The organism is Paenibacillus shunpengii, assembly GCF_042684905.1.
Taxonomy (GTDB): domain Bacteria; phylum Bacillota; class Bacilli; order Paenibacillales; family Paenibacillaceae; genus Paenibacillus; species Paenibacillus shunpengii.
In genome coordinates, this window is record NZ_JBHUMJ010000003.1 from 271,729 (window position 1) to 294,398 (window position 22,670).

Consider the following 22,670-nt stretch of genomic DNA (forward strand, 5'->3'; position numbering starts at 1 on the left):
TTACCCCTTGTCTGCTGCCGAAGGCCAATACAGCCATATCTTCAGCCCGCCATAAGATGATGATTCTATTCCAATTCCCGCTGATTCGCCGTACTTCAGATTGATCCGCTGGGCTACGTTCCATAATCCGCACAGATCATCTTCTTCCTTCGAATTTGCGATCTGAGCAATCAACGCTTTTTGTTCCTGCTCCTGAATGCCGGGACCATTATCCTCCACACAGAGCATGTAGAAGCCGTCCTGAGTAGAGGCTGTAATTCTAATATAGCCTGCTAGTTCACTCTTGGATATTCCATGAATAATGGCATTCTCCACCAAAGGCTGCAAAATGAGTCGGGGAACTTCTACTTCAGCCATATTTTCAGGCAAATTTATATCGTAAGTCATCCCATGCATTCTGAGCTTGTGAATCTCAAGATAGTTATATATCAGCTTAAGCTCTTCCTCCAGAGTAGTCTCGGCTTTACCTAGTCGAGTTGCTGAGCGGTAATAAGCGCCCAAGTGCACCGTCATTGAGACAACGGCATCCTCCTCCCCTTTCTTAGCACTGTACTTAATAAAATTCAAGCTGTTGTACAGGAAATGAGGATCGATCTGGGATTGCAGTTGCTTCAGTGTAGCTTGCTGCAACCGGATTCTGGACTCGTAGATTGACTCGATCAGCTCCTTGATCTGACGGGCCATATTGTTAAATTGAAAGACCAATACGAAAAACTCGTTCTTGGAATGGTACTCGACCTGTGTGGAGAAGTCTCCCTTCGCAATAGCACGGGCACCTTTCAAGAGTTTACGAATGGGAATCTGTACATTACGGTAAATGTAATACGACAAAATAAGGCAAAGCACAATTAATACGGCAGCTGATGTATAGAAGATCAGGCTGGAACGATAAATGGGAGCTAAAGCTTCATGGATTGGAACATAATCTACTAGATACCAGCCAAGCGTATCAATTAGTTTATAAGTGACCAAGTATTTCTCGCCTTGGAGCTCCAACGTCTCATGACCGGAGCTTGTCATCGTCTGGTCATTCAGAATTGTTCCAAGTTGTTCTATATGTGCAAGCTGAGCAGTGTTGCTTACAAGTGGTTCATAGCCAGGACTGTACAGAAAAGGGTCGTGCACATTGTGTCTGTTCTTGAATTTTTCTAACATTTTGATCAAATTATTTGAACTAAAGCTAATCTCCGAAACAATCCTGTAGGAATCCAGCGGAGCATTGGAAGAATACTTGGGCTCGCTAAAATGTCGGATGAAATAGGGCTGTCCGTATTTATAGTCGGTCGGCATAAACTTCCAAACGGGCGTCATGTTGTTCTTCAGAAACGCCTCGTCATAAGTGCTTAGTCCACTATCTGAAACCGCTTTCTTATTTGCGGGAGAATAAACCGTGATCTGGTTGTTCCAGGGAAGGGACAGACTGTTGAGTTTAAGTTTTTCGTAGATATTGTATATTGTGTTGTACCTGTCGTAAGGGTGCCTGGACCCTTCGAATGTAGTAAAGGTCGATAGATTGCTGTCCCGGTTCATGGTCAGGGCGAAGACTGACATCTGGTTGGCTATAGTCTCAATTTGGCTGGTTAATAAGGACATGTATGTTTCGCTTGAACGGTGAATTTCATTGCGAACAACCTTCGTTCCAATCAGATTTTGATAGTAGTTAAGTCCAATAAGCGGTATAAGCATAAATAGCAGAATCAGGTTAATTTTGGCAAAGGTACTGAGTGTATGAAACTTATTTTTCCGCAATTTATTCCCCTCCGGGCTTGTCTGACTCTAGTTAACATTATGCTAAACCAAGTCTAGACGCAAAGTAAATAGTAGAGTTCAGGATTCTTAATATAACATATCGGACCTTAAGAACGTGTTCTTTTTCGGTGTTTTAGGCCTGTGCTAGAGTGAACATAACGGCATACAGCTATTGGAGGACATTGAAGGAGATGAGGAAAAATGAGTTTGAGGAAACAAAATAGCGTGCTATATCTCATGCTGATCCCTGGTTTTATTTTAACATTTATTTTTCATTACTTGCCCATGGGAGGGTTAGTTATTGCGTTTCAAGACTTCAAACCTTGGTTGGGTATTACTAACTCTGATTGGGTAGGGTTAGAGCATTTTCGGACAGCCTTTACGAGACCTGACAGTGTTCAAGTGATATGGAATACGTTCTTGATTGCTATTATGAAGATTATAGTCAATCTAGTTGTACCTATCATTTTCGCCTTGTTGTTAAATGAAATACGACACATGATGTTTAAGAGAATCGTACAAACTCTCGTCTACTTGCCCCACTTTTTGTCTTGGGTTATTCTGGGCGGCATTGTTACGGATCTGGTATCTTCTCAGGGGTTGATCAATACGGTGATTTTGCCTTTCTTCGGTCTTGATCCCATCATGTTCCTTGCGGACGGAAACTGGTTCCGTTTCATCGTTGTCTTATCGGACATTTGGAAGGAATGTGGATTCGCGACAATTGTGTTCCTGGCGGCCTTATCCAATGTAGACCCTTCCTTATATGAGGCGGCAGAAATGGATGGAGCCACCCGTTGGCGCCAGACATGGACGGTTACTCTCCCGGCTATCGTACCGATTATTGTAGTAGTGGGGACTTTGGCTATGGGGAATATTCTGAATGCAGGCTTTGACCAGATCTTTAACTTGTATAATCCTCTGGTTTATGAACAAGGTGATATTATTGACACCTTCGTCTATCGGGTGGGATTGGTAGGCTCCCAATTCGGACTTGCTACGGCAATAGGGATGTTTAAGTCCGTGGTAGGATTTGTGATGCTCATTATAGCCTACGTTTTGGCCTACCGTTACGCTGATTATCGTATTTTCTAGGGGGACTAATCATGTATTACAAAACAAGACCATACAAAATCTTTTACGCATTTAATGTTCTGATACTAGGCGCCGTTGCCGTCGGATGCATCCTTCCTCTTATCCATGTATTGGCCGTCTCTTTCAGTGAGGGAGTAGATGTAACGGCAGGACGTGTAACTTTTTGGCCCGTGAACTTTAATTTGGACTCTTATATACAGACCTTCCAGGATGATGGCTTTATCGGTTCGTTTGCCAACTCGGTTCTCCGGCTTATACTCGGCGTCAGCATTGGTATTACGGTTACCGTTTTGACTGCTTATCCATTATCGAAGATGGATTCTCTAAAAGGTGGCCGTATGATCACGTGGTACTTTGTGTTTACCATGTTGTTTCATGGCGGACTGATCCCTACTTATATTGTCATCCAGAAGCTTCATCTGATGAATTCTATCTGGGCTCTTGTTCTTCCGGTCGCCCTTAACGTCTATAATATGATCCTTATGCTGAACTTCTTCCGAGCTATTCCCAAGGAACTGGAGGAAGCGAGTCTGATCGACGGGGCTGGTCATTTCACAACCCTTCTTCGGGTCTACCTTCCGGTTTCGCTGCCGTCCATCGCGACTATTATCCTGTTCGTGGCCGTCTTCCATTGGAACGCATGGTTTGATGCTCTGATTTATTTGAAGCAGGATAAATGGCCGATGAGCACTCTGCTGCAATCCTTGGTGAAGGCGCCAGATCCCAGCATCACGACATCGGCAGAGGACGCGGCTAATATCACCGAGCGCACACTCAAATCAGCCAAGATATTTATAGGTACACTCCCTATTCTTGTAGTCTACCCTTTCCTCCAGCGGTTTTTCGTAAAAGGAATTGTTCTGGGTGCTGTTAAGGGCTGATACTCGAATATTAAAATCTTAAATGGGTCTTAAGATAACATAACTGAACTTAAGGATGTACTCTTTGAATCCGGTTACATTATCCTTAAACTAGGATTTGTTATACGCTTCAAATAACGAGGGAGGTTATAAAATGTCAAAAACATTATACAAACTGTCGGCTATTGTATTAGCCACCGCTTTGACGATCACGGGTTGCAATTGGGGTTCCCAGTCCGACTCCAGTTCGGAAACGGCTCCTGCGACGTCTTCGGACAACGGTTTCTCAAAAGGGAAATTCGAGACACCGGTCACTATGACCACAGTAGGATATGTGAACGCGAGCTTTAAATTCAAAAATGGTGAGACCTTGGAGAACAACATCTTAACGAAGTGGGTAAAGGACAATCTTAATATAGATATCAAGTACAATTGGACGACGGCAGAAGATCAATATAAGACCAAAATCATGCTTGATATGTCCTCCGGAGAGGAGATGCCCGATGTTGTCTATGTCACCGATCCTCAGTTGATGAGCGACCTGATTGATTCGGGCCGATTTAAAGATATTTCAGAGGACTTCGAGAAATATGCTTCACCTGAGGTGAAGAAAATTTATGAGAAAGACCCAATGTATTGGGCTCAGGTAACCAAGGACGGCAAACGCTACGGGCTTCCTCAGCTGGGTAAAGTCATGAATAACGATCCGCTTCTATGGATCCGAACTGATTTCCTGAAGAAGGCCAATCTTGAGGAGCCGAAGACATTAGATGACCTGGAGAAGGTCATGGAAGCAATGAAAGGTACGGAGCTGGGTAACCCTCCGCTTGCTGTATCCATTAAAGATGGGGGCAAGCCATATACATCATGGCGCGGGGATACTAGCTGGGTATTCGGTGCATACGGTGTTATTCCGCACTACTGGAACAAATGGAACGGGAGCGACAAGCTGGAGTATGGATCCATTCAACCGGAGGTCAAACAAGCGCTTGCCCGATTGGCTGAGTGGTACAAAAAGGGTTATCTCTCTCCGGACGTAGCCATGATCGATGTAAGCAAAAGTGACGAATCCTTCAAGAATGGCAAATCCGGAATCATGACCGGACCGATCTTCCAAGGAAACTCTGTACGTAATTTCCTGTGGAAGAACGAACCCGATGCAACAGTGAAGCCTATTCCGGTGCCTACAGGTCCGGATGGCAAGTCGGGTAGACGTTACAGCCCGGTTCAGATTGGTGCCTTCCTGATCAACAAAGACTTCAAGAACCCGGAAGCATTTTTTCTCTATGTCAACAAAATGTTCGAATTCTCCAATCCGAAGGCAGGCGGAGAGTTTGATAATGGATATTTCGAAGGTTACGATTACGTTATGAAGGATGGCAAACCTTCCTCCGTGGAAGCTGACTTCCCGGATAAAACGAAAGTAGAGCCCTTCAAATATATGCTTGGTGGCCAGTGGTTCTTTGACCCTATGCAGGAGCTAAATGCTTACCAGAAGTTCTACAATGGGGAAAAACCTTCTACTCCTTTTGAAACAAAACTTTATAATTCAATTTCCGATAAAGAAAAAGCAGATCCTAAATCAGTATTAGAATGGCAAGCTGCCCAAATCACCTTGGACATGAAAGACACATCCATTGAGGATCTTTTCACTGGTGCGATGACAGAGACGATGAAGTCCAAGTGGGAAGGGCTGATTAAGCTCGAAACTGAAACGTTCGCAAAGATCATCTACGGCAAGGCTCCAGTTGATGAATTCGACACTTTTGTAACGCAGTGGAAGGAACTAGGCGGAGATAAGATTACCGAGGAAGTAAACGCTTGGTATCAATCCATTCAAGGAGAATAATAACGTTTATGGTGAAGTGGTCCCGGAGCTCAGTGAGCGACGGGACCACTTTCCTAAATTGGACACGGCGATATATCCCATTGGTTTGCCGAATATACGAAGATTGTCAATTGGCCTATGAACGATATAACGTTTCGATCTGGTTATCCAGCTTGTTGATGAGACAAAACATTCAGTTTAAAGGGAGTTATCATGCGATATGCTATCCATACTGGGCTTTCTCGCCGCTGCATTTACAACCATTTCCTTCCTGCCCCAGGCGATTAAGGTTATTCAGACTAAAAATACGGCGGGAATTTCCTTCGGCATGTATCTGATTCTAACAACAGGCCAGATTCTGTGGGTCATTTACGGATTAATAACCGAACAGACGGCTATCTGGCTAGCTAATCTAATTACATGCACTTTAGCGATTATAATTCTTAAGTATACCTATAAGGATCTTAAACGTTCAAGAAAACCAGAGAGTAAATAAATGACTTGAATTGAATGCTAGCAATAAGGCCTTTGGTCAATCCGCTACCTACCGTGCGCTGCGGGTATATAGGTGGGATCTACCTAGAGCTTATCACGCTTTTGATAAACATAGAAAAGGCCGTGCATGTCCAATTGCGTTATTGGATGGTACGGCCTTCTGTCTTTTGACACCCCTCTTGCCACGTTTAACGGTTCTTGAGATAAGTCGAAGGCGGCATGCCGGTTATCTTTTTGAAGAGTCTGCTGAAGTAATAAATGTCTTTGAAGCCAACTGCTTCCGCTGCTTCTGATACATTGCAGTAGCCCCCGAGCAGAAGATCGCCGGCTTTATTAATTTTTAGCTGGTTCTGATATTCGATGGCTGTCATGCCGGCTGTTTGTTTGAAGACAGTGCGAAAGTAAGACGGACTTAGTCCTACACGAGCAGCAAGCTCGTCGACAGAGTACGTTTTGTGTACGTGGGCTTGCAAATCATCCATTAATTTTTCAATCGTATGGGCTTGTGGTGTAAGAATCAAAGGCTGACTAAATTGTCGGACAATGAGATAAAGCATCTCCATGAGCAAACCTCTGCAAAGAAGTAAGTAACCTGGTTTTTTACTAGTCCATGACCGATACAGCTTGCCAAACAGCTCATGCATTTCATATCCATATGAAGAGGCCATACAGCGCGGGAGACTTTCAATGGCTTTTTCCGCCGTTCCCTGCAAGTCGGCCAGTTCAAAAGCAACGGTTAGAAAGGACCACGGGTCATGAGGGTCGCTGGCGGCTCCATGCTGGTAGAGCTTGGGGAATAGCAGAACATCGCCCTTGCCTACGTTTACTTGCTCGTTGTTGTAATGATATTCAGCCTGACCGGACTTGCAATACGCAATAACATAATGGGGGTTGCAGAAGTTGCTTCGCAGCCTCCACTGGGGATCAGGATGGCGATCGAGAACATACATGATATCCGTTACTACGAAATCATGGCCGGCTAACGTTGTTGCATGGTTCATGGAAGCGGTGCCTCCTCATGTCGTTTTTATATATTATAGAGCAGGAGACGAGGTTTGTGTTATATATTCATGTGAAAATTAAAGGCAGATTGTACAAATAAAACGGCGAACTCGGCATGGTTCGACGAATGTAATCGGATTATGATGGAATCATTAGAAGTCGTTGTGGAGGGTGAATAATATGAATACCTTGTCGGTAGCGGTAAAACTTTACGACAATTATGAACGGTTAGAAGAAATTAAGCATTATTATGGGCTTCTAGCCATTTATGGTCTGCTTCGAACAGCAGAAGCGGGAGGAGATAATCTACTGATGGAACGCTGTCTTGCTATTTTAAAGCGCTTTCCAGATGAAGTGGACCATCCGCCGTACAACTTTCCGAATTATCGGATTGGTGGAATTGCGAGAGCGTATGCGTTCATGAAAGGTCACGTGCCTGAATCAGCGAATCAGATAAGGGAATATGCGGAGGAACTTATGCAAGCTCCGAGAGATGATAAAGGCATTCTGAAGATGCCCGGCGCTCCAGAGGCAAATCTAATCTGGATCGACGTGGCGATGGCAGCTACTCCCTATCTGCTGTTCTCTGGTATTGGTCTCCGAGAGGAGCGTTATATAGAAGAGGCGGCTAACCAAACGTTTCTTATGATCGAGGAGTTTAGAAATCCCGAGAACGGACTGCTTCATCAATGTAAAAATTTTGTTGGTCCCGGAAGATTCTCCGAGGATCACTGGAGCCGAGGGAACGGCTGGGGGTACATCGCTTTGACCGAGCTGGTACAATATTTGCCCCGTCAATCACCGTACCGGGAACGTGCGGAGCGGGAGTTCAGGGCACTGTCCGAGGCGATGCTGCCTCACCAATCCAAACGTGGTTTCTGGAGACAAGAAATTCCGTTTGAATATTCGTACGAGGAGTCTTCCGGCACAGGGCTGATTCTGTACGGATACGGAGTGGGGTTGCGGCTGGGGCTTCTAGATAAGGAACGCTTCGGAGCTGCATTTGAGCGCGGAATAAATGGGCTATATAGACACGGCGTGACGCCCGAGTTCGACACCGAGCTTAGCTGCCCCGGTAATTTGTGTCCCGGCGAAGGAGAAGAGAAGGGAACCGTGAAGGCTTACGTTACTCTTCCTCTTCCTTATCGCAACGAGCATCATAGCTTCGGCTCGTTCTTACTCGCGTTTTCGGAGGCTTATAGGCATGGATATCACGAGTTAATCACGGAATAGTGAGGACGATAGGGTATACGATTGAGATAAGGAGTGGTCAGTCATGTTGATGTTGACGTCAGAAGAATTGAAAGCAGTAAGAGCCGCCATTCAAGAAGGAGGCAAGCTGGAGCGGCTGTGGCACAATTTGCTGGAGCGGACGGAGCGCCAAATTTGCACACCGGGGCTTGTGCAAGACGGAGATACGGTGGAATGGTGGCATTTGGCATGGGAACGGATTAGCGACGCGGCATTCGTATATGCGGTCGATCGCCATGCCGAAGCGGGACAGTGGCTCCGCGAAGTCGTGCTGGAGCTGCTGGATAAGCCGGGGACGGAATGGCACGGTCCATGGTTCCGGGGCAGGGGCAATCCGCAGCACGGCGTGCTTGAGACGTCCCATGTGGGGCTCGCGATGTGTGCAGCTTATGATTTGGCCGGCGATTTATTTACCAATGAGGAACGTGCAAAGCTCCTCGAAGCGATCCGAGAGCATTGCCAAGAGCCTTGCAAGCGTTCTCTTATTCGGATGAAGGATGATACGGGGAACATCAGCAACTGGTTTATGGTGCTCTTGAACGGCTACGGCACGGCATCGATCATTCTGGAGGATCGCTCTGCGGTCGAAGAAGCACTTGATTTCTACCAGACGGCAACCCGTATGTACAATGGGGACAGCTATGGGGAATCGCTTCAATATTGGAATTATGCGACGCTTCATCTCAGTCATCTGAACGAGATGCTGATTCGGTACGATTCGAAGCTGGCAGAGCGCGCGGATTTCTTATGTTATGTCCGCTGTATTCCTTGGGCTGTACAATCCTTGCTCTACATGAAGCCGCTTGGAAAAGAAGATGATCCTGTGTATCCCCGCTCTGCGAACTTCGGAGACTCGGCGGCTATCTACCGGCCGAGCGCGGACATTCTCCTGCATATCGCCTGCAGGGCAAAGAACGCGGCACCCATGGAGGCAGGTCTCTCCAGATGGCTCTTCGAGCAGACTTATGACCGTCTTGAGCTGGAACGTAATGAGCTGGGCACCTTTGCTTTCATCAGTTCCTATCAGTTCATGACGATGGTTCATTACCTCGACGCCGCAGAACCGTTATCTCCGGAGAAGGCTGGGCTTCCGCTGGCTGCCTCGTTCGAGACGGGCAACGTAATTGTCCGAGACGGAAGAACCGCGGAAAGCTCCGTAATTGCCATTCAGGCAGGATATGAACCGCTGCAGGTGACCAGCCATAACCATTATGATCAAGGCTCATTCATTCTGGCGCACAGGAACGAAAGGTTCTTCATTGATCCTGGACATGCATGTTATCGACTAGATGCGCAGGCGAAATCCATCGCGACCGAATCCCATAATACGTGGACCTTCGAGATCGAGGGAAGAAGTGAGCCTATCGCGCAGCGATCCATCGAAGGAGCGAACTTCCGGAATCCCAGCGAACCCCTTGCGCACAGGAAGCTGATTGGAACGATGGACGGTATAACCGTTGTTCGATCCGAGATTGCCGGTGTGTACGGTGATCCGATTCGCAGAGCCGAACGAACCTGGATTACGGCATTTCCGCATCTGTTATTCATCGTGGATCGGATCGTGGCCGATGTCCCGGTAAAGACAAGAGCTCATTTCATGACCAATAACCGTGACAACAAGCTCCAGACCAATCTATATTCCGATACGAAGATTGTGCTCCGGCGCGGCGGCGCGGCGGTCAAGTTTTTCCTCATGGACAGCATCTCGGACGGGGAGGCGTCTGCTTGCAGGCGACATATGTCTTGGGGCCACATGCACCAGTACTATCATCCCCAGCCCAATCAGGAAGGACAAGGAAAGGAAGGAAGTGCGGTCCGATTCACCTATGAGAACCAATGCTTCGCAAAGGAGCATGTTATGGTCTACGCGTTCGCTATGGATGGTCTGGAGTCCATTCGAGGCTGGCATATGTACAAGAACGAGGCCGCTCAATACTTTGCCGAACCTCCGGCGCACGAGGGAGGAATTGCGGTCGGGTTCGAGCAACAAGGCCAGATACTGGTAACGGATTATCGTACCAACCGAGCGTACAGGATTAGCGATAAAGATATACAACTTGTATAAGGAGGCTGATAGAAATGGATTTGGAACAATTCGCAGCATCACGGGAGCAGCACGAGATCGTGCAGCTTCCGATTCCGGATAAGGAGCTGTGCGACCGATTCGAGCAGGTATTCACGGCTGCGGTTAATGACGTGCTGAGAGAGCTCGGACTTGTCTATCAGACGTTGCCGAACAGCATATTGCCTTTGAAGGATGAGATGAAAGTGGCAGGAATCGCGTTTACCGTCAAAGGCTCCAAGAATCTGACGTTGACGAGTGAGATGGAGCAACGGGCACAAATGCTGGAGGCGCTTCATGAGGATTCGGTATGCGTCTGGGACACAAGCGGTGATGACGAATCGGCGCAATGGGGCGAAATTATGACGATGGCATCCAAGCGCCGTGGCTGTCGGGGGGCTATTGTAGATGGAGGCGTTCGGGATACGGACAAAGTGCTGGAGCAGGACTTTCCCGTCTTCTGCAAATACAAAACGTCGAACGGCATGCTGGGCCGCTTCCGCATGATCGGTTGGCAAATGCCGGTCAAGCTCGGTGACGTCATGATATTCCCGGGGGATGTCATCCTGGGTGATATCGACGGCGTCATCGTCATTCCGCGCAAGCTGGCATACGATGTGTTGCTCAAGGCGGAATACATCAAGGAGAACGAGAAAGACATTAAGCAGATGATTGTGGACGGACTGACTCCGACCGAAGTCGTAAAGCGCGGCGGTTATTTCTAATTATGAACTTGAAGGGAGTGTACCCGGAATGAAAGCGGCAGTACTGAACGAATGGGAACAGATCCTCTATAAGGAAGTGCCGGAGCCCAAACTCCAGGAAGAAGAAGTTTTAATACGGGTTAAATATGCGGGCGTATGCGGATCAGACGTGACAATCTACAAAGGTAAGCATCCGACCGCCCGCACACCGGTTATACCGGGACATGAATTTGTCGGAGTCATTGAGGAGGTTCGTTCCATTAAACGGAACGATCTTCAGCCCGGCGACAGAGTCGTCGTGGAGCCTCTCATCAGCTGCGGCGAATGCGCGGCATGCAGCTCGGGCAACTGGCATGTATGCCGTACGCTCAAGCTGCTGGGCATTCATACCGACGGCGGTTTCGCACAATACGTGAAGGCTCCTGCCGCCAAGGTAATCAAGCTGAAGGATTCCATCAGCGACCGGATTGCCGCATTAACCGAACCTTTCGCCGTTGGTTTCCATGTGAATCAGCGGGCAGGAATCAAAGCTGGCGACAAAGCGCTTATCATCGGAGGAGGTCCGATCGGACTCGTCATCGGCATCGCGGCCAAACGGTGCGGGGCGGAGAAGGTAGTATTTACCGAGCTGAATGATGCTCGAATCGAGATCATTAAGTCCTTTGGATTTGATGCAATTAATCCGAAACGGCAGGATGTTACGGATCTGTCCGCCGAGCTGACAAATGGGGCCGGATATGACGTCGTGTTCGAAGTGTCGGGCTCGCAGGGCGGATTATCCAGCGCGATCGAGCTATGTGCCATCCGTGGGACAGTCGTGCTCGTCGGATTCCCGCACAAGCAACCGGAGATCGATGTTCTAAAGGTGATATTCAAGGAAATAAACGTGGTAGGCAGCCGTGTGTACACATTCCAGGACTTTACACGGACGGTTCGGATGCTCGAAGAAATAGTTGAATCCGGGCAATTCGACTTAGATCGGATCATTAGCGACACGATGCCGATGGAGCAGGCGGAGGAAGCCATTCGGCGTATGATCGCGGGGGACAACTTAGGGAAAATATTGCTCGACTGCAACGTATCGGGAAGAGAAAGGGGATTATAATCATGAAATCGCTTCGGAACAAAGTGGCTGTTATTACCGGCGCTACAGGAGGCATGGGCCGTGCGTTGGCGGAGTCGCTCGCCAACCAAGGCGTCAAGCTTGTTCTGACCTCAACCAACGAGGAGAAGCTTGCCGAACTGAGGATGCAATTGGAAGGCAAAGGCGCGTCGGTTATCGCTGTTCGGGCGGATGTGACGAAGGAGGAGCAGGTAAGGTCGTTGTTCGAGCAGGTAGCGCAGGCGTATGGGCATGCCGATATGCTTGTTAATCTGGTAGGTCTGTCGATTCCGGACAAAATCGAAGCTATGGAGGAAGAGCGATACGACCTGACGATGGATGTGAACGTGAAGGGTACTTTCCTGTGCTGCAAGCATTTTATTCCCGTGGTGAGTCCGGAGAGTGGTGCATCCATTATTAATATAGGCTCCATGGCGGCAAAGCGAGCCAATCCGAACGCGCCGCTCTATTGTACCGCTAAAGCGGCTGTCAATATGTTCTCCCAAGGCCTTGCGATGCAGGTCAAAGAGCAGAATATTCGAGTCACCACGCTTAACCCAGGAGGGGCGGATACCGGCTTCTGGGGCAACAGGCAGGTACCTCGAGAGAAGTTTTTACTCGCGTCCGATGTGGCGGATGTCATTCTATTTGTACTGGCATCGGATACTCGCATCGCGTTTCATGAGATTTCTTTTGAGTCCTTTAATGCCTTATAGTGGTCTATGTAAGCGGTTCAATGTATACTGAACCAACCCGAACTAAATTGCGTATTACGTCATGCGTTAGAAATAGCCGAGCAGAGCTGCTCGGCTTTCTATTCACAGCTTCTTCTTGCGTGCGGTAAGGGGTCGTCAATGAATTGGGAGGAATGTTACTATGTTGGCACAAGAAATAAAGAACCGACTTCGTCAAATTGTTGGTGCGCAGCAATTTCGAGACGATAATGAAGCATTGGTCGCCCATTCTTATGACGGGACCCCGATGCTGCAAAGTTTGCCGGAGGGCGTTATCTATCCGGAAACGACGAAACAGGTGTCCGAGATTATGAGCGTACTGGCTGCTCATCGAATACCGCTTGTTTCGCGAGGCTCCGGTTCTAATCTCTGCGGGGGAACCGTTCCAGTCGAGGGTGGGGTCGTCATGGTTATGCATCGTATGAATCGTATTGTCGATGTGGATTTGGAAAATCTGACGGCAACGGTACAACCAGGCTTAATTACGGCTGAGTTCATTGCACACATTGAGTCACTGGGCCTGTTCTACCCTCCAGACCCGAGCAGTATGCGAATCTCCACGATTGGCGGCAATATTGCCGAGTGCTCAGGGGGCTTGCGAGGCCTGAAATACGGAACGACGAAGGATTATGTCCTCGGTCTAGAGGCCGTTCTTGCGAACGGAGAAATCATCCGTACAGGTGGTAAGCTGATGAAGGATGTTGCAGGTTATGATTTGACGAAACTGCTCATCGGCTCAGAAGGGACTTTGGCTATTATTACGGAAGCAACATTAAAGCTAGTTCCTCCGCCAAAATCGAAGAAAACGATGATTGCGATGTACAAAGATCTATATGGAGCAGCTAGAACGGTATCTCGAATTATCGAATCGCAAATTATACCTGCTACGTTAGAGATCATGGATAATCCTACAATCCGGGTTGTGGACGATTTCGCCAAGTTAGGACTGCCGAGGGATATGGAGGCGATCCTGCTTATTGAACAAGATGGTGAACCAGAAGCGGTCGAACGTGACATTGATCATATTCGCCATATTTGCTTATCGGAGCTTGCCGACCGCGTTACAGTGGCTGAGAGCCGAGAGCATGCGGAGAAGCTAATGACCGCTCGGCGCAGCGCTTTTACGGCCTTAGCCCGCCTGCGACCCACGACAATCCTGGAAGATGCTACGGTTCCAAGGTCAAAAATCGCGGATATGGTGCTCAAAATTAATCAAATTGCCCGGAAATACGATGTCTCCATTGCTACATTCGGCCATGCCGGCGATGGGAATCTTCACCCAACGGCAACAACGGATGCCCGTGATAGCGCTGAAGTGCATCGTGTTGAGAAAGCTTTTGAGGAAATTTTCGAAGCAGCGATCGAGCTGGGAGGAACGATTACCGGCGAGCATGGTGTAGGACTCGTCAAAGCACCGTTCCTGGAATGGAAATTAGGGAAGGCGGGCATCGAGGTTATGCGTGGGATCAAACAAGCTTTTGACCCTGATCATATACTCAATCCAGGCAAGATCTTTGCCAAGGAGACGAGAAAAAGAGTGGTGATTCAACGTGAATAATATAAATAACGTAAGCTCAATCCCCCGTAAACCGGATGTACAGCTTACGAGTCCGCTCGCTCAAAGACTCCACCTGAAGCTTGATTACGATCAATTAACGAATTGCATGCGCTGTGGATTTTGTCTGCCGGCTTGTCCAACGTTCCGGGAGACAGGGCTTGAACAGGAATCACCGAGAGGCCGCATCGCCCTAATGAAAGCCGTTGCAGATGGACTTATGAGTCCAGATCAGGCCTTCCAGGACCAGATGAATCATTGTCTCGGCTGCAGGGCTTGTGAACCAGCCTGTCCCGCAGATGTTAAATACGGACAATTAATCGAACAGGCGCGAGATGCTATAGAAGATGAAGTTAAGCATCGTATCCCCGTGAGAGGCTTGCGAAGAACAGTATTTGAAGGGCTTTTTCCACATCGAAAAAGGCTCAAGGTCTTAGGCGGAGCGCTTGGCTTCTATCAGAAATCAGGTCTTCAGAAAATGGCAAGGCATAGCGGAGTGATGCGGATGTTTCCTAAGCACCTTGCCGAGATGGAGAAGGTCTTACCTGAGGCATCTGCTAATGGGGTGGTGGAGCAAATTGGTACGATCTTCCCTGCCAAGGGCGAGACCGTCGCACGTGTCGCCTTGTTCCGCGGATGTATCATGGACGTCCTATTCGCCCAGACGAACGTGAATACGGTAAAACTGTTGTCGGAAGCTGGCTTCGAGGTGGTTATTCCGAATGAGCAGGTTTGTTGCGGTGCGCTTCATGCGCACAGTGGTGAGATGGAGCTGGCTAGAAGTTTGGCTCGCACGAATTTGAGTGTATTTAAAGAAGCCGGAATCGATTATATCGTTTCTAATGCAGGCGGTTGTGGCGCCTTACTTGTTGAATATGACCACTTGCTTCACGAAGATAGCGAACACGCTGAGATGGCCAAATGGTTTGCTTCCCGCGTGATTGATGTCAGTCAGCTGCTCCATGAACACGGCAGAATTCCTGTATTCGCGGAAACGGAAGAACGTACGTCTGGGACGGTGACGATAACCTACCAGGACTCCTGCCACTTACGCAATGTGATGAAGAGTTCAAACGCGCCGAGACAGCTAATGAAGCAGGTCGCAAACGTCAATTTTGTTGAGATGAAAGAAGCGGATCGTTGCTGCGGGTCAGCGGGCATCTACAACGTAACGCAGCCGGAGATGGCGGGAGAAATCTTGTCACATAAGATGGAGCATGCCAATCGTACGGAGGCCCGTTATCTACTCACAAGCAATCCTGGTTGCTTGCTGCAAATGAAGCTAGGGGTCGAGAAGCATGGGGCGGCTGGGGAGATGGAAGTCAAGCATATCGTAGATTTCTTATATGAACGAATCTGTCATCACGATTAAGGCTTGCGACCAACAATAATAGCGTTTAGAAAAAGCCGAGTGCAGCAGATGCTCGGCTTTTCCCATGCTATGCTTGTGTGCGGTAAAGGGCAGGGTTAGTAAATTAATACCTGGTTCTACCCGTCTCTGACCCCTATTCTGTACTGATAGGGAGTTGTCCCGGCAAACTCGCGGAATCGCTTGCAGAAGTAGGATACGTTGGTGAGGCCTACTTGATGGCATATATCGTAAACCGGGAGATCGCTGTTGCGCAGCAGCCAGCAAGCTTGACGCATGCGTCTGGCATTCAAATAATCGGTAATCGTGGTTCCGGCAGCAGATTGAAACAACCGTGACACGTAATGACGGCTTAAATGCAGTTCTTCACCGAGCTCTTCAAGTCGAAACTCCTTTGCGTAGTTCTCTTCAATCCAGGTCATAATTCTTTCGATGTATGAGATATGGCTAGATTCATGGACTGTCGGTTGATGCTGCTTTTGATTGGGCCATATCGTTTTCGCGTATTGTAAGAAGGACAATACAAACATAACAAAAGGCTCATTACTTCTTTTTGAATCACCAGAAGATAAGTGTGTGTGATAGTGCTCGAACAAATGCTCGAGATAACGCTCTGTACCTAATGGAATGACTTGGGTCGGAAGCTTTGATTTCCATAGTTTGTGAAAAAAAACTCTCAGATCGTGGAAGTGGTGCAAATACGAAAGCATTACAGACGGTTCGAATGAAAGGATGGATCGGGAATACAAGGTTGAACGAGTGGCCTCGATTCGCACGCCATGGAGCTGGTAAGGTTGGAAATAGATCAACGTGTTGGGCGCAATATCGTATATTTTTTGTCCAATTACGGCTTGGCCAATGCCTTCATGAACATATAGAAACTCCATTCCCTCATGAATATGGTATATATTCCAATCCTTCTGATAAGTTTGACTTCGATATAAAAAGTCGAAGGACTTATCCAATGAATTATAGTTGAATCCTAATTCAAGGTGGCTTTTCATCTTGATCTCCTCGACTTGATTTCTATTTATAGCTTGATTGTAACCGTTTTAATTGTTTGTGACAATGTAGCGTTATTTTGTTGCATCTTAAGAACAAGCGGGAGGATAGATTTGAACTATAATGAGGAATAAATAAACATCAAATGGAGGTTATTATGAAACAAGTTCGAGACGAAGGCATTGTAGATAAGAGCAAGTACACGAATCGACCTGCATTATCAAAAGCGCAGTGTGAAGAAGCCATTGCCTATATTTTAACTAAGGTGGATCAGAATCTAGGGACTTTCGCTACCCAATATCCGGCGCCTGCAAGCGTTAATCTGGTTTATCCCGCGCTCGATAACATTGAGTGGACGTCTTCATTCTGGACAGGAATGATCTGGCTGGCGTATGAGGTAACGGGAGACTCTAAATACCGTAACATTGCAGAGGTTCAACTTGAAAGCTATAAGCATCGTATCGAAGAGAGAATCAATACTGGAACCCATGACCTCGGATTTCTATACACGTTGTCAAGCGTAGCGGCTTATAAGTTGACAGGCAGTGAAAAGGCGAAAGAGATCAGCTTGAACGCAGCCGATCAGCTTATGGAGCGCTACTTCGAGAAGGCGGGCATTATTCAGGCATGGGGGGGGGCCGACGATCCGGAGAATGGCGGACGTATGATTATCGATTGCTGCATGAACCTGCCGTTATTATATTGGGCTGCCGAGACGACGGGTGATTCCAAGTATTACGATGCCGCTTACCAACATGTGAAACAGGCTGCGAAATACATCGTGCGGGAAGATGCATCGACTTATCATACTTACTTCATGGATATATATACCGGTGAGCCCAAATATGGACGAACGGTTCAAGGTTATTCCGACAACTCTTGTTGGTCGAGAGGGCAAGCTTGGGGCATTTACGGTTTTCCGCTTAGCTACAAATATACGGGGGATGTCCAACTGCTCGATCTGGCCAAGAAAATTGCCCATTACTTCATCAATCGGTTACCGGAAGACCAGGTTTCTTATTGGGATCTCGTCTTTACAGAAGGAGAAGAGGAGAGGGACAGCTCGGCGACAGCCATCGCGGCATGCGGTCTTCTGGAATTGTCCAAATATCTCCCTGTTACGGACGAGCGTAAAGAAGAGTATGAACATGCAGCTATGCTGATGGTTCAGTCCTTGATGAATCATTACACGAGCAAAGAAAAGCCGGAGTCCAACGGCGTACTCCTTCATGCCGTTTATGCGAAGCCGCATGGCAAAGGCATTGACGAATGCAACATATGGGGCGATTACTTTTACTTCGAGGCACTGGTTCGACTCGTGAAAGATTGGAAACCGTACTGGTAATATAGATGGGGGATAAAAAATGAGCCGACAAAAAACAGCCATTTCATCAAATCCGCTGAAGTCGAAAGCGGATATGGTTAAAGCAGTTAATCAGCTATGCGATCCGCTTATCCCTTATTTCAGCGATAGCGGGGCATTATTGGATATTGGGGACACCTATTCTCAAACCTCTCGAAGAGTTGCTCAAATGGAGGGCTGTCTTAGGCCGCTATGGGGACTTGCTCCTTTATATGCGGGGGGAGGAAGTTGGGATGGATGGGAGATTTATATTAGAGGCTTGATAAATGGTTCCGATCCGGGACATGCGGATTATTGGGGCGATATCAGCAGCTATGATCAAAAACAAGTCGAGATTGCCTCAATCGCACTACTGCTTATTTTAGCACCAGAACAATCATGGAACCGATTGGATGAAGTAGAGCGTATCAGGCTCGCGGATTGGCTGAACCAGACGAATGCCCGTGAAACCGTAGATACCAATTGGCGATTCTTCCGAGTGCTCGTCAATCTGGCACTATATAAAAGGGGATTAAAGGGCGATGCGAAAAAAATGGAGGAGGATCTAAACCGATTAGATCAATTCTATATCTCTGGAGGCTGGTATACGGACGGGGATACGGATCAGATTGACTACTACGTACCGTTTGCCTTTCATTACTATAGCTTGATTTACGCCAAGCAAATGGAGAATGAGGATCCCATTCGAAGCAAGCTATATAAGGAAAGAGCCTCCCTCTTCGCGCGTGATTTTATTTACTGGTTCGGAGAGACTGGAGAGGCCGTTGCTTTTGGACGAAGCATGACTTACCGATTCGCCCAAAGCTGCTTCTGGGGGGCGCTTGCATACGCAGGGGTCGAGGCTTTTCCTTGGGGTGTCGTGAAGGGACTTTTGTTAAGAAATTTACGATGGTGGTTCAACCAGCCTATCTTTTCACTTGAAGGCATCCTGACGATAGGCTACAGCTATTCTAATCTTAATATGAGCGAGGGATACAACGCACCAGGCTCGCCATATTGGGCGATGAAGTCATTCCTGCCGCTTGCTCTAGCGGACGATCATCCCTTCTGGCAGTCGGAGGAGCTGCCGTTGCCGCACCTTGAACAGAAGTCCGTGCAGCGGGAAGCTCGAATGATCTTGACAAGGGAAAATACGGGGAAACATGTCATTATGTTTCCAGCGGGCCAATATGCGGGCTTCGAGCCTGCGAACAACGTTGCCAAATATGCCAAGTTCGCTTATTCCAATATATACGGATTTAGTGTTTCGAAGGGGAATTACGGGCTAGTCCAAGGGGCATACGATAACTCTCTTGCATTAGCGGAGAAGGATGGACTGTACCGTACGCGCGGGAAATGCGATAAGTTCGAAATCAGCGACTCGTGCGTATACGCCAAGTGGAAGCCCTGGAGAGACGTTGAAGTAGAAACGTGGGTCATCCCAGGCGCTCCTTGGCATGCAAGAGTCCATAAGATCCGAACGGCAAGAGAATTGGATGTGGCAGAGGGAGGTTTTGCATTCCCTAAGGATCAAAACGGACAGGGTCATGCGGACTGGAATACGATTGAAACCGACCACGAAATCGCCGTGTTGCTTCCATGGGGAGGTACGGGAATTAAACGGCTGCTCGGAACAGCAAGGCCGCAAATTATTCACACCGAACCAAACACGAATGTCTGCCACCCGAGTACGTTCTTGCCGACCTTGACGGAAGAATTGTCGCCAGGCGTTCATTGGATGGCAAGCGCTGTGTTCGTCACGCCTTCTCCTCATAGCGAACAGGAATATAATCTGGCTCCCGTTCTTGAAGTGAAAGGCTCACAACTTTTATTAAAGGATGGTTTCAGCGGCAGCCTTCTACTGCATTTGGACATGCAAACACTTTAACGGATCGGATTATGAGAACCATTAGCTGGACTCTATGTTCAAAAATACTACTGAATTGTAATTAACGCTTTAACGCACAACAGCTATTGCTGGTAATATACCGGCAATAGCTGTTTGCATAATAGTTGCTTTTTCTATAAGAGGTAGGGAGCTCACACGTTAAACCCCTTGCGCAAGCATCGCATCGGCCACTTTGACAAAACCGGCAATATTGGCACCGATGACCAGGTTACCTGCAAGACCGTATTCCTCGGAAGCGCGCATGCACTCGTTATAAATATTGCTCATGATCTGTTGCAGCTTCGCATCGACTTCCTCCATCGTCCAGGACAGCCTTGCACTATTCTGTGCCATCTCCAAGGCAGATACGGATACGCCGCCTGCATTCGCCGCTTTAGCGGGAGCGAATAAGACGTTGTTCTCGAGGAAGACATCCACAGCTTCGAGTGTAGAAGGCATGTTGGCACCTTCGCCGACGGCTTTCACGCCATTGCGGACAAGTAATTCAGCGGAAGCTTTGTCTATTTCGTTCTGAGTCGCGCATGGCAAGGCGATATCACAAGGAATGGTCCAAATGCCGGAGCAGCCTGCAACATAGACGGCATCCGGATGCTCAAGTACGTAATCCTCACATCTGCGATTCTCTACTTCCTTCAACCGCTTGATCGTATCCAGGTTAATACCTGCTTCATGATAAATATAGCCGCTGGAGTCACTGCATGCGACAACCTTGGCACCTAACTGCATCGCTTTTTCCATGGCATAGATGGAGACGTTTCCTGAGCCTGATACCACGACGCGGCTTCCGTTGAAGCTGAGGTCTGCATTCTGCAGCATCTGCTCCACAAAGTATACGGCTCCGTAGCCGGTGGCTTCTTTACGGCCCAGGCTTCCGCCGTATCCGATTCCTTTGCCGGTTAGAACGCCTGCTTCGTACGCACCGACCAGCCGTTTGTAGTGACCGAACATGTAGCCGATTTCTCTGGCACCGACACCAATGTCGCCGGCAGGAACATCTGTATCCGGTCCAATATGTTTTGACAGCTCGGTCATGAAGCTTTGGCAGAAGCGCATAATTTCGAGGTCGGTTTTTCCTTTCGGATCAAAGTCAGAGCCGCCTTTACCGCCGCCAATCGGTTGACCGGTTAACGAATTTTTGAAGATTTGTTCAAACCCTAAAAATTTGATAATGCTTGCGTTCACCGTGGGATGGAACCGAAGCCCGCCCTTGTAAGGACCGATCGCATTGCTGAATTGGACACGGTATCCTCGGTTCACGTGTACCTTACCATGATCATCTACCCATGGTACACGGAAAGATACGAGCCTGTCCGGTTCGACCAACCGATCCAAGATAGCGTGCTTTACGTACTGCGGATTACGCGCAAGAACAGGGATCAAGGAGATCAGGACTTCTTTGACCGCTTGATGGAATTCCGTTTCACCCGGGTTTCGCTTCTGAATCGTTTCGAATACCTCATTAACGTATTGCTGTGCTGCCTCTGTCTGCCCAGTCGGTGCTTGCTCTACTTCCTTTACTAAACTCATTGTTCCACTCCTTTTGATGTTTGAGAATACATTTGTCGTTTACCTATTTCTCTTTATCTGATTGTAGTTTAATATTAAATTCAACTAATTCATCGATTCAATATATAGATAAGATAAAGTTGATGCGTTTTGCGCATAAGGGAGGAGGAGAATGATGGAGATTAGGCAGATGCGTTACTTTATTGAGGTTGCGAGGCGTGAGCATGTGACCGACGCGGCTAATGCCCTGCACGTTGCCCAATCTTCGGTCAGCAGACAGATCGTTCAGCTGGAAAGCGAGCTTGGAGTGGATCTCTTTATTCGCAAAGGACGGCGAGTGAAGCTAACACCGATCGGGAAAATTTTGCTGGCACGTGTAGAGCAAGTGATGAATATGATCGGTGAGGCGGAACGAGAAGTGAAGGAATATTTGGATCCGGAGAAGGGCGTTGTCCGCATTGCATTCCCGATTAGTTTGGCTGCTCATGTACTGCCCACTGTCATCTATGCCTTCCGTCAGCGGTATCCGGAAGCGAGATTTCAGATGAGACAAGCCCTTTATCGGGATTTGATAGACGGTGTCATTAATGGCGAATTTAATTTGGCTATGATTGCCCCGCTGCCGAGTGAGGATACGCAGATTCGGTCCAAGCTCCTCTTCACGGAGCGCATTGTGGCACTATTGCCGCTTCAGCATCGGCTTGCGGACCGAGCTGCAATTCAATTGTCAGAAATGCAGGATGATGCCTTCGTTACGCTGCCAGAAGGGACCATTTTCAGGGAAATTGTGCTGCAAGCGTGCAGTGAGATCGGGTTTACTCCTCATATTGCCTTCGAAGGGGATGATATCGATGCCCTGAAGGGCTTGGTCTCCGCAGGACTTGGCGTTGCGCTGATGCCCGAAGTTACCTTGGTTGACAGTATTCCGCATTCAACGGTAAAAATTCCTCTCGTTGAGCCTGAGGTAACTCGGACGATCGGTGTCATCATTCCAACGCAGCGTAAATTACTGCCAACAGAGCAGCTGTTTTATCAGTTTCTCTCAGAGTTTTTCGCGTCAGATGGTGAATAGTCGTTAGGAATGTACAGTATTCTTCATTTTTAC

Annotated in this window: 18 protein-coding genes; 14 read left to right on the forward strand and 4 right to left on the reverse strand. The window is 48.0% G+C overall.

Features of this window, described 5'->3' with window-relative positions; translation table 11 throughout:
* Entirely contained in the window at positions 1-1,749 is a 1,749-nt protein-coding gene (locus ACFSVM_RS15590; RefSeq protein ID WP_256209799.1) for a sensor histidine kinase, read from the reverse strand.
* A 201-nt stretch (positions 1,750-1,950) separates the two neighbouring features.
* On the opposite strand from ACFSVM_RS15590, the gene ACFSVM_RS15595 reads away from it, so the two are divergent.
* The 4 genes from ACFSVM_RS15595 (at position 1,951) to ACFSVM_RS15610 (ending at position 6,028) form a co-directional block, all read left to right on the forward strand.
* Positions 1,951-2,844 carry an ABC transporter permease gene (locus tag ACFSVM_RS15595; RefSeq protein ID WP_076314750.1) on the forward strand — a complete coding sequence of 298 codons (894 nt, stop codon included), beginning with the start codon at positions 1,951-1,953 and terminating at the stop codon, positions 2,842-2,844.
* Between the two features lie 11 nt (positions 2,845-2,855).
* On the forward strand, positions 2,856-3,725 hold the full coding sequence (locus ACFSVM_RS15600) for a carbohydrate ABC transporter permease (RefSeq protein WP_076314749.1): 870 nt from the start codon (positions 2,856-2,858) through the stop codon (positions 3,723-3,725).
* A gap of 133 nt (positions 3,726-3,858) precedes the next feature.
* Positions 3,859-5,553 carry an extracellular solute-binding protein gene (locus tag ACFSVM_RS15605; protein WP_090725663.1) on the forward strand — a complete coding sequence of 565 codons (1,695 nt, stop codon included), beginning with the start codon at positions 3,859-3,861 and terminating at the stop codon, positions 5,551-5,553.
* A gap of 199 nt (positions 5,554-5,752) precedes the next feature.
* On the forward strand, positions 5,753-6,028 hold the full coding sequence (locus ACFSVM_RS15610) for a SemiSWEET family sugar transporter (RefSeq protein ID WP_076314747.1): 276 nt from the start codon (positions 5,753-5,755) through the stop codon (positions 6,026-6,028).
* A gap of 187 nt (positions 6,029-6,215) precedes the next feature.
* Here the strand turns inward: ACFSVM_RS15610 and ACFSVM_RS15615 are convergent, their stop codons facing one another.
* Positions 6,216-7,028 (reverse strand): AraC family transcriptional regulator, encoded by an 813-nt coding sequence (locus tag ACFSVM_RS15615; RefSeq protein WP_090725661.1) that lies wholly within the window; start codon positions 7,026-7,028, stop codon positions 6,216-6,218.
* 181 nt (positions 7,029-7,209) lie between these two features.
* On the opposite strand from ACFSVM_RS15615, the gene ACFSVM_RS15620 reads away from it, so the two are divergent.
* From ACFSVM_RS15620 to ACFSVM_RS15650, 7 genes are all read left to right on the forward strand, one after another.
* Positions 7,210-8,262 carry a glycoside hydrolase family 88 protein gene (locus tag ACFSVM_RS15620; protein ID WP_090725660.1) on the forward strand — a complete coding sequence of 351 codons (1,053 nt, stop codon included), beginning with the start codon at positions 7,210-7,212 and terminating at the stop codon, positions 8,260-8,262.
* Between the two features lie 43 nt (positions 8,263-8,305).
* Positions 8,306-10,345: a heparinase II/III domain-containing protein gene (locus ACFSVM_RS15625; RefSeq protein WP_090725658.1), complete on the forward strand. Its 2,040-nt coding sequence runs from the start codon at positions 8,306-8,308 to the stop codon at positions 10,343-10,345.
* Between the two features lie 14 nt (positions 10,346-10,359).
* Entirely contained in the window at positions 10,360-11,067 is a 708-nt protein-coding gene (locus ACFSVM_RS15630) for an RraA family protein (RefSeq protein ID WP_076314743.1), read from the forward strand.
* A gap of 28 nt (positions 11,068-11,095) precedes the next feature.
* Complete coding sequence (locus ACFSVM_RS15635; RefSeq protein WP_076314742.1) at positions 11,096-12,151, forward strand: zinc-dependent alcohol dehydrogenase; 1,056 nt, start codon at positions 11,096-11,098, stop codon at positions 12,149-12,151.
* Between the two features lie 2 nt (positions 12,152-12,153).
* Positions 12,154-12,864: an SDR family NAD(P)-dependent oxidoreductase gene (locus tag ACFSVM_RS15640; RefSeq protein WP_090725656.1), complete on the forward strand. Its 711-nt coding sequence runs from the start codon at positions 12,154-12,156 to the stop codon at positions 12,862-12,864.
* A 160-nt stretch (positions 12,865-13,024) separates the two neighbouring features.
* Entirely contained in the window at positions 13,025-14,440 is a 1,416-nt protein-coding gene (locus ACFSVM_RS15645; protein WP_090725655.1) for an FAD-linked oxidase C-terminal domain-containing protein, read from the forward strand.
* A 1-nt stretch (position 14,441) separates the two neighbouring features.
* Positions 14,442-15,809, forward strand: a complete 1,368-nt coding sequence (locus tag ACFSVM_RS15650; RefSeq protein ID WP_076314943.1) for a (Fe-S)-binding protein — start codon at positions 14,442-14,444, stop codon at positions 15,807-15,809.
* A 116-nt stretch (positions 15,810-15,925) separates the two neighbouring features.
* Here ACFSVM_RS15650 and ACFSVM_RS15655 read toward each other — a convergent pair whose 3' ends face one another.
* Positions 15,926-16,810, reverse strand: coding sequence for an AraC family transcriptional regulator (locus ACFSVM_RS15655; protein WP_076314739.1), 885 nt, complete (start codon positions 16,808-16,810; stop codon positions 15,926-15,928).
* 155 nt (positions 16,811-16,965) lie between these two features.
* Here ACFSVM_RS15655 and ACFSVM_RS15660 point away from each other — a divergent pair, with 155 nt between their 5' ends.
* On the forward strand, positions 16,966-18,153 hold the full coding sequence (locus tag ACFSVM_RS15660) for a glycoside hydrolase family 88 protein (RefSeq protein WP_090725654.1): 1,188 nt from the start codon (positions 16,966-16,968) through the stop codon (positions 18,151-18,153).
* A gap of 19 nt (positions 18,154-18,172) precedes the next feature.
* On the forward strand, positions 18,173-20,038 hold the full coding sequence (locus ACFSVM_RS15665) for a DUF2264 domain-containing protein (RefSeq protein ID WP_090725652.1): 1,866 nt from the start codon (positions 18,173-18,175) through the stop codon (positions 20,036-20,038).
* Between the two features lie 159 nt (positions 20,039-20,197).
* Here the strand turns inward: ACFSVM_RS15665 and gdhA are convergent, their stop codons facing one another.
* Positions 20,198-21,586, reverse strand: coding sequence for an NADP-specific glutamate dehydrogenase (gene gdhA, locus ACFSVM_RS15670; protein ID WP_090725651.1), 1,389 nt, complete (start codon positions 21,584-21,586; stop codon positions 20,198-20,200).
* 154 nt (positions 21,587-21,740) lie between these two features.
* Here gdhA and ACFSVM_RS15675 point away from each other — a divergent pair, with 154 nt between their 5' ends.
* Positions 21,741-22,637 (forward strand): LysR family transcriptional regulator, encoded by an 897-nt coding sequence (locus ACFSVM_RS15675; protein WP_076314735.1) that lies wholly within the window; start codon positions 21,741-21,743, stop codon positions 22,635-22,637.
* Positions 22,638-22,670: the final 33 nt, after the last annotated feature.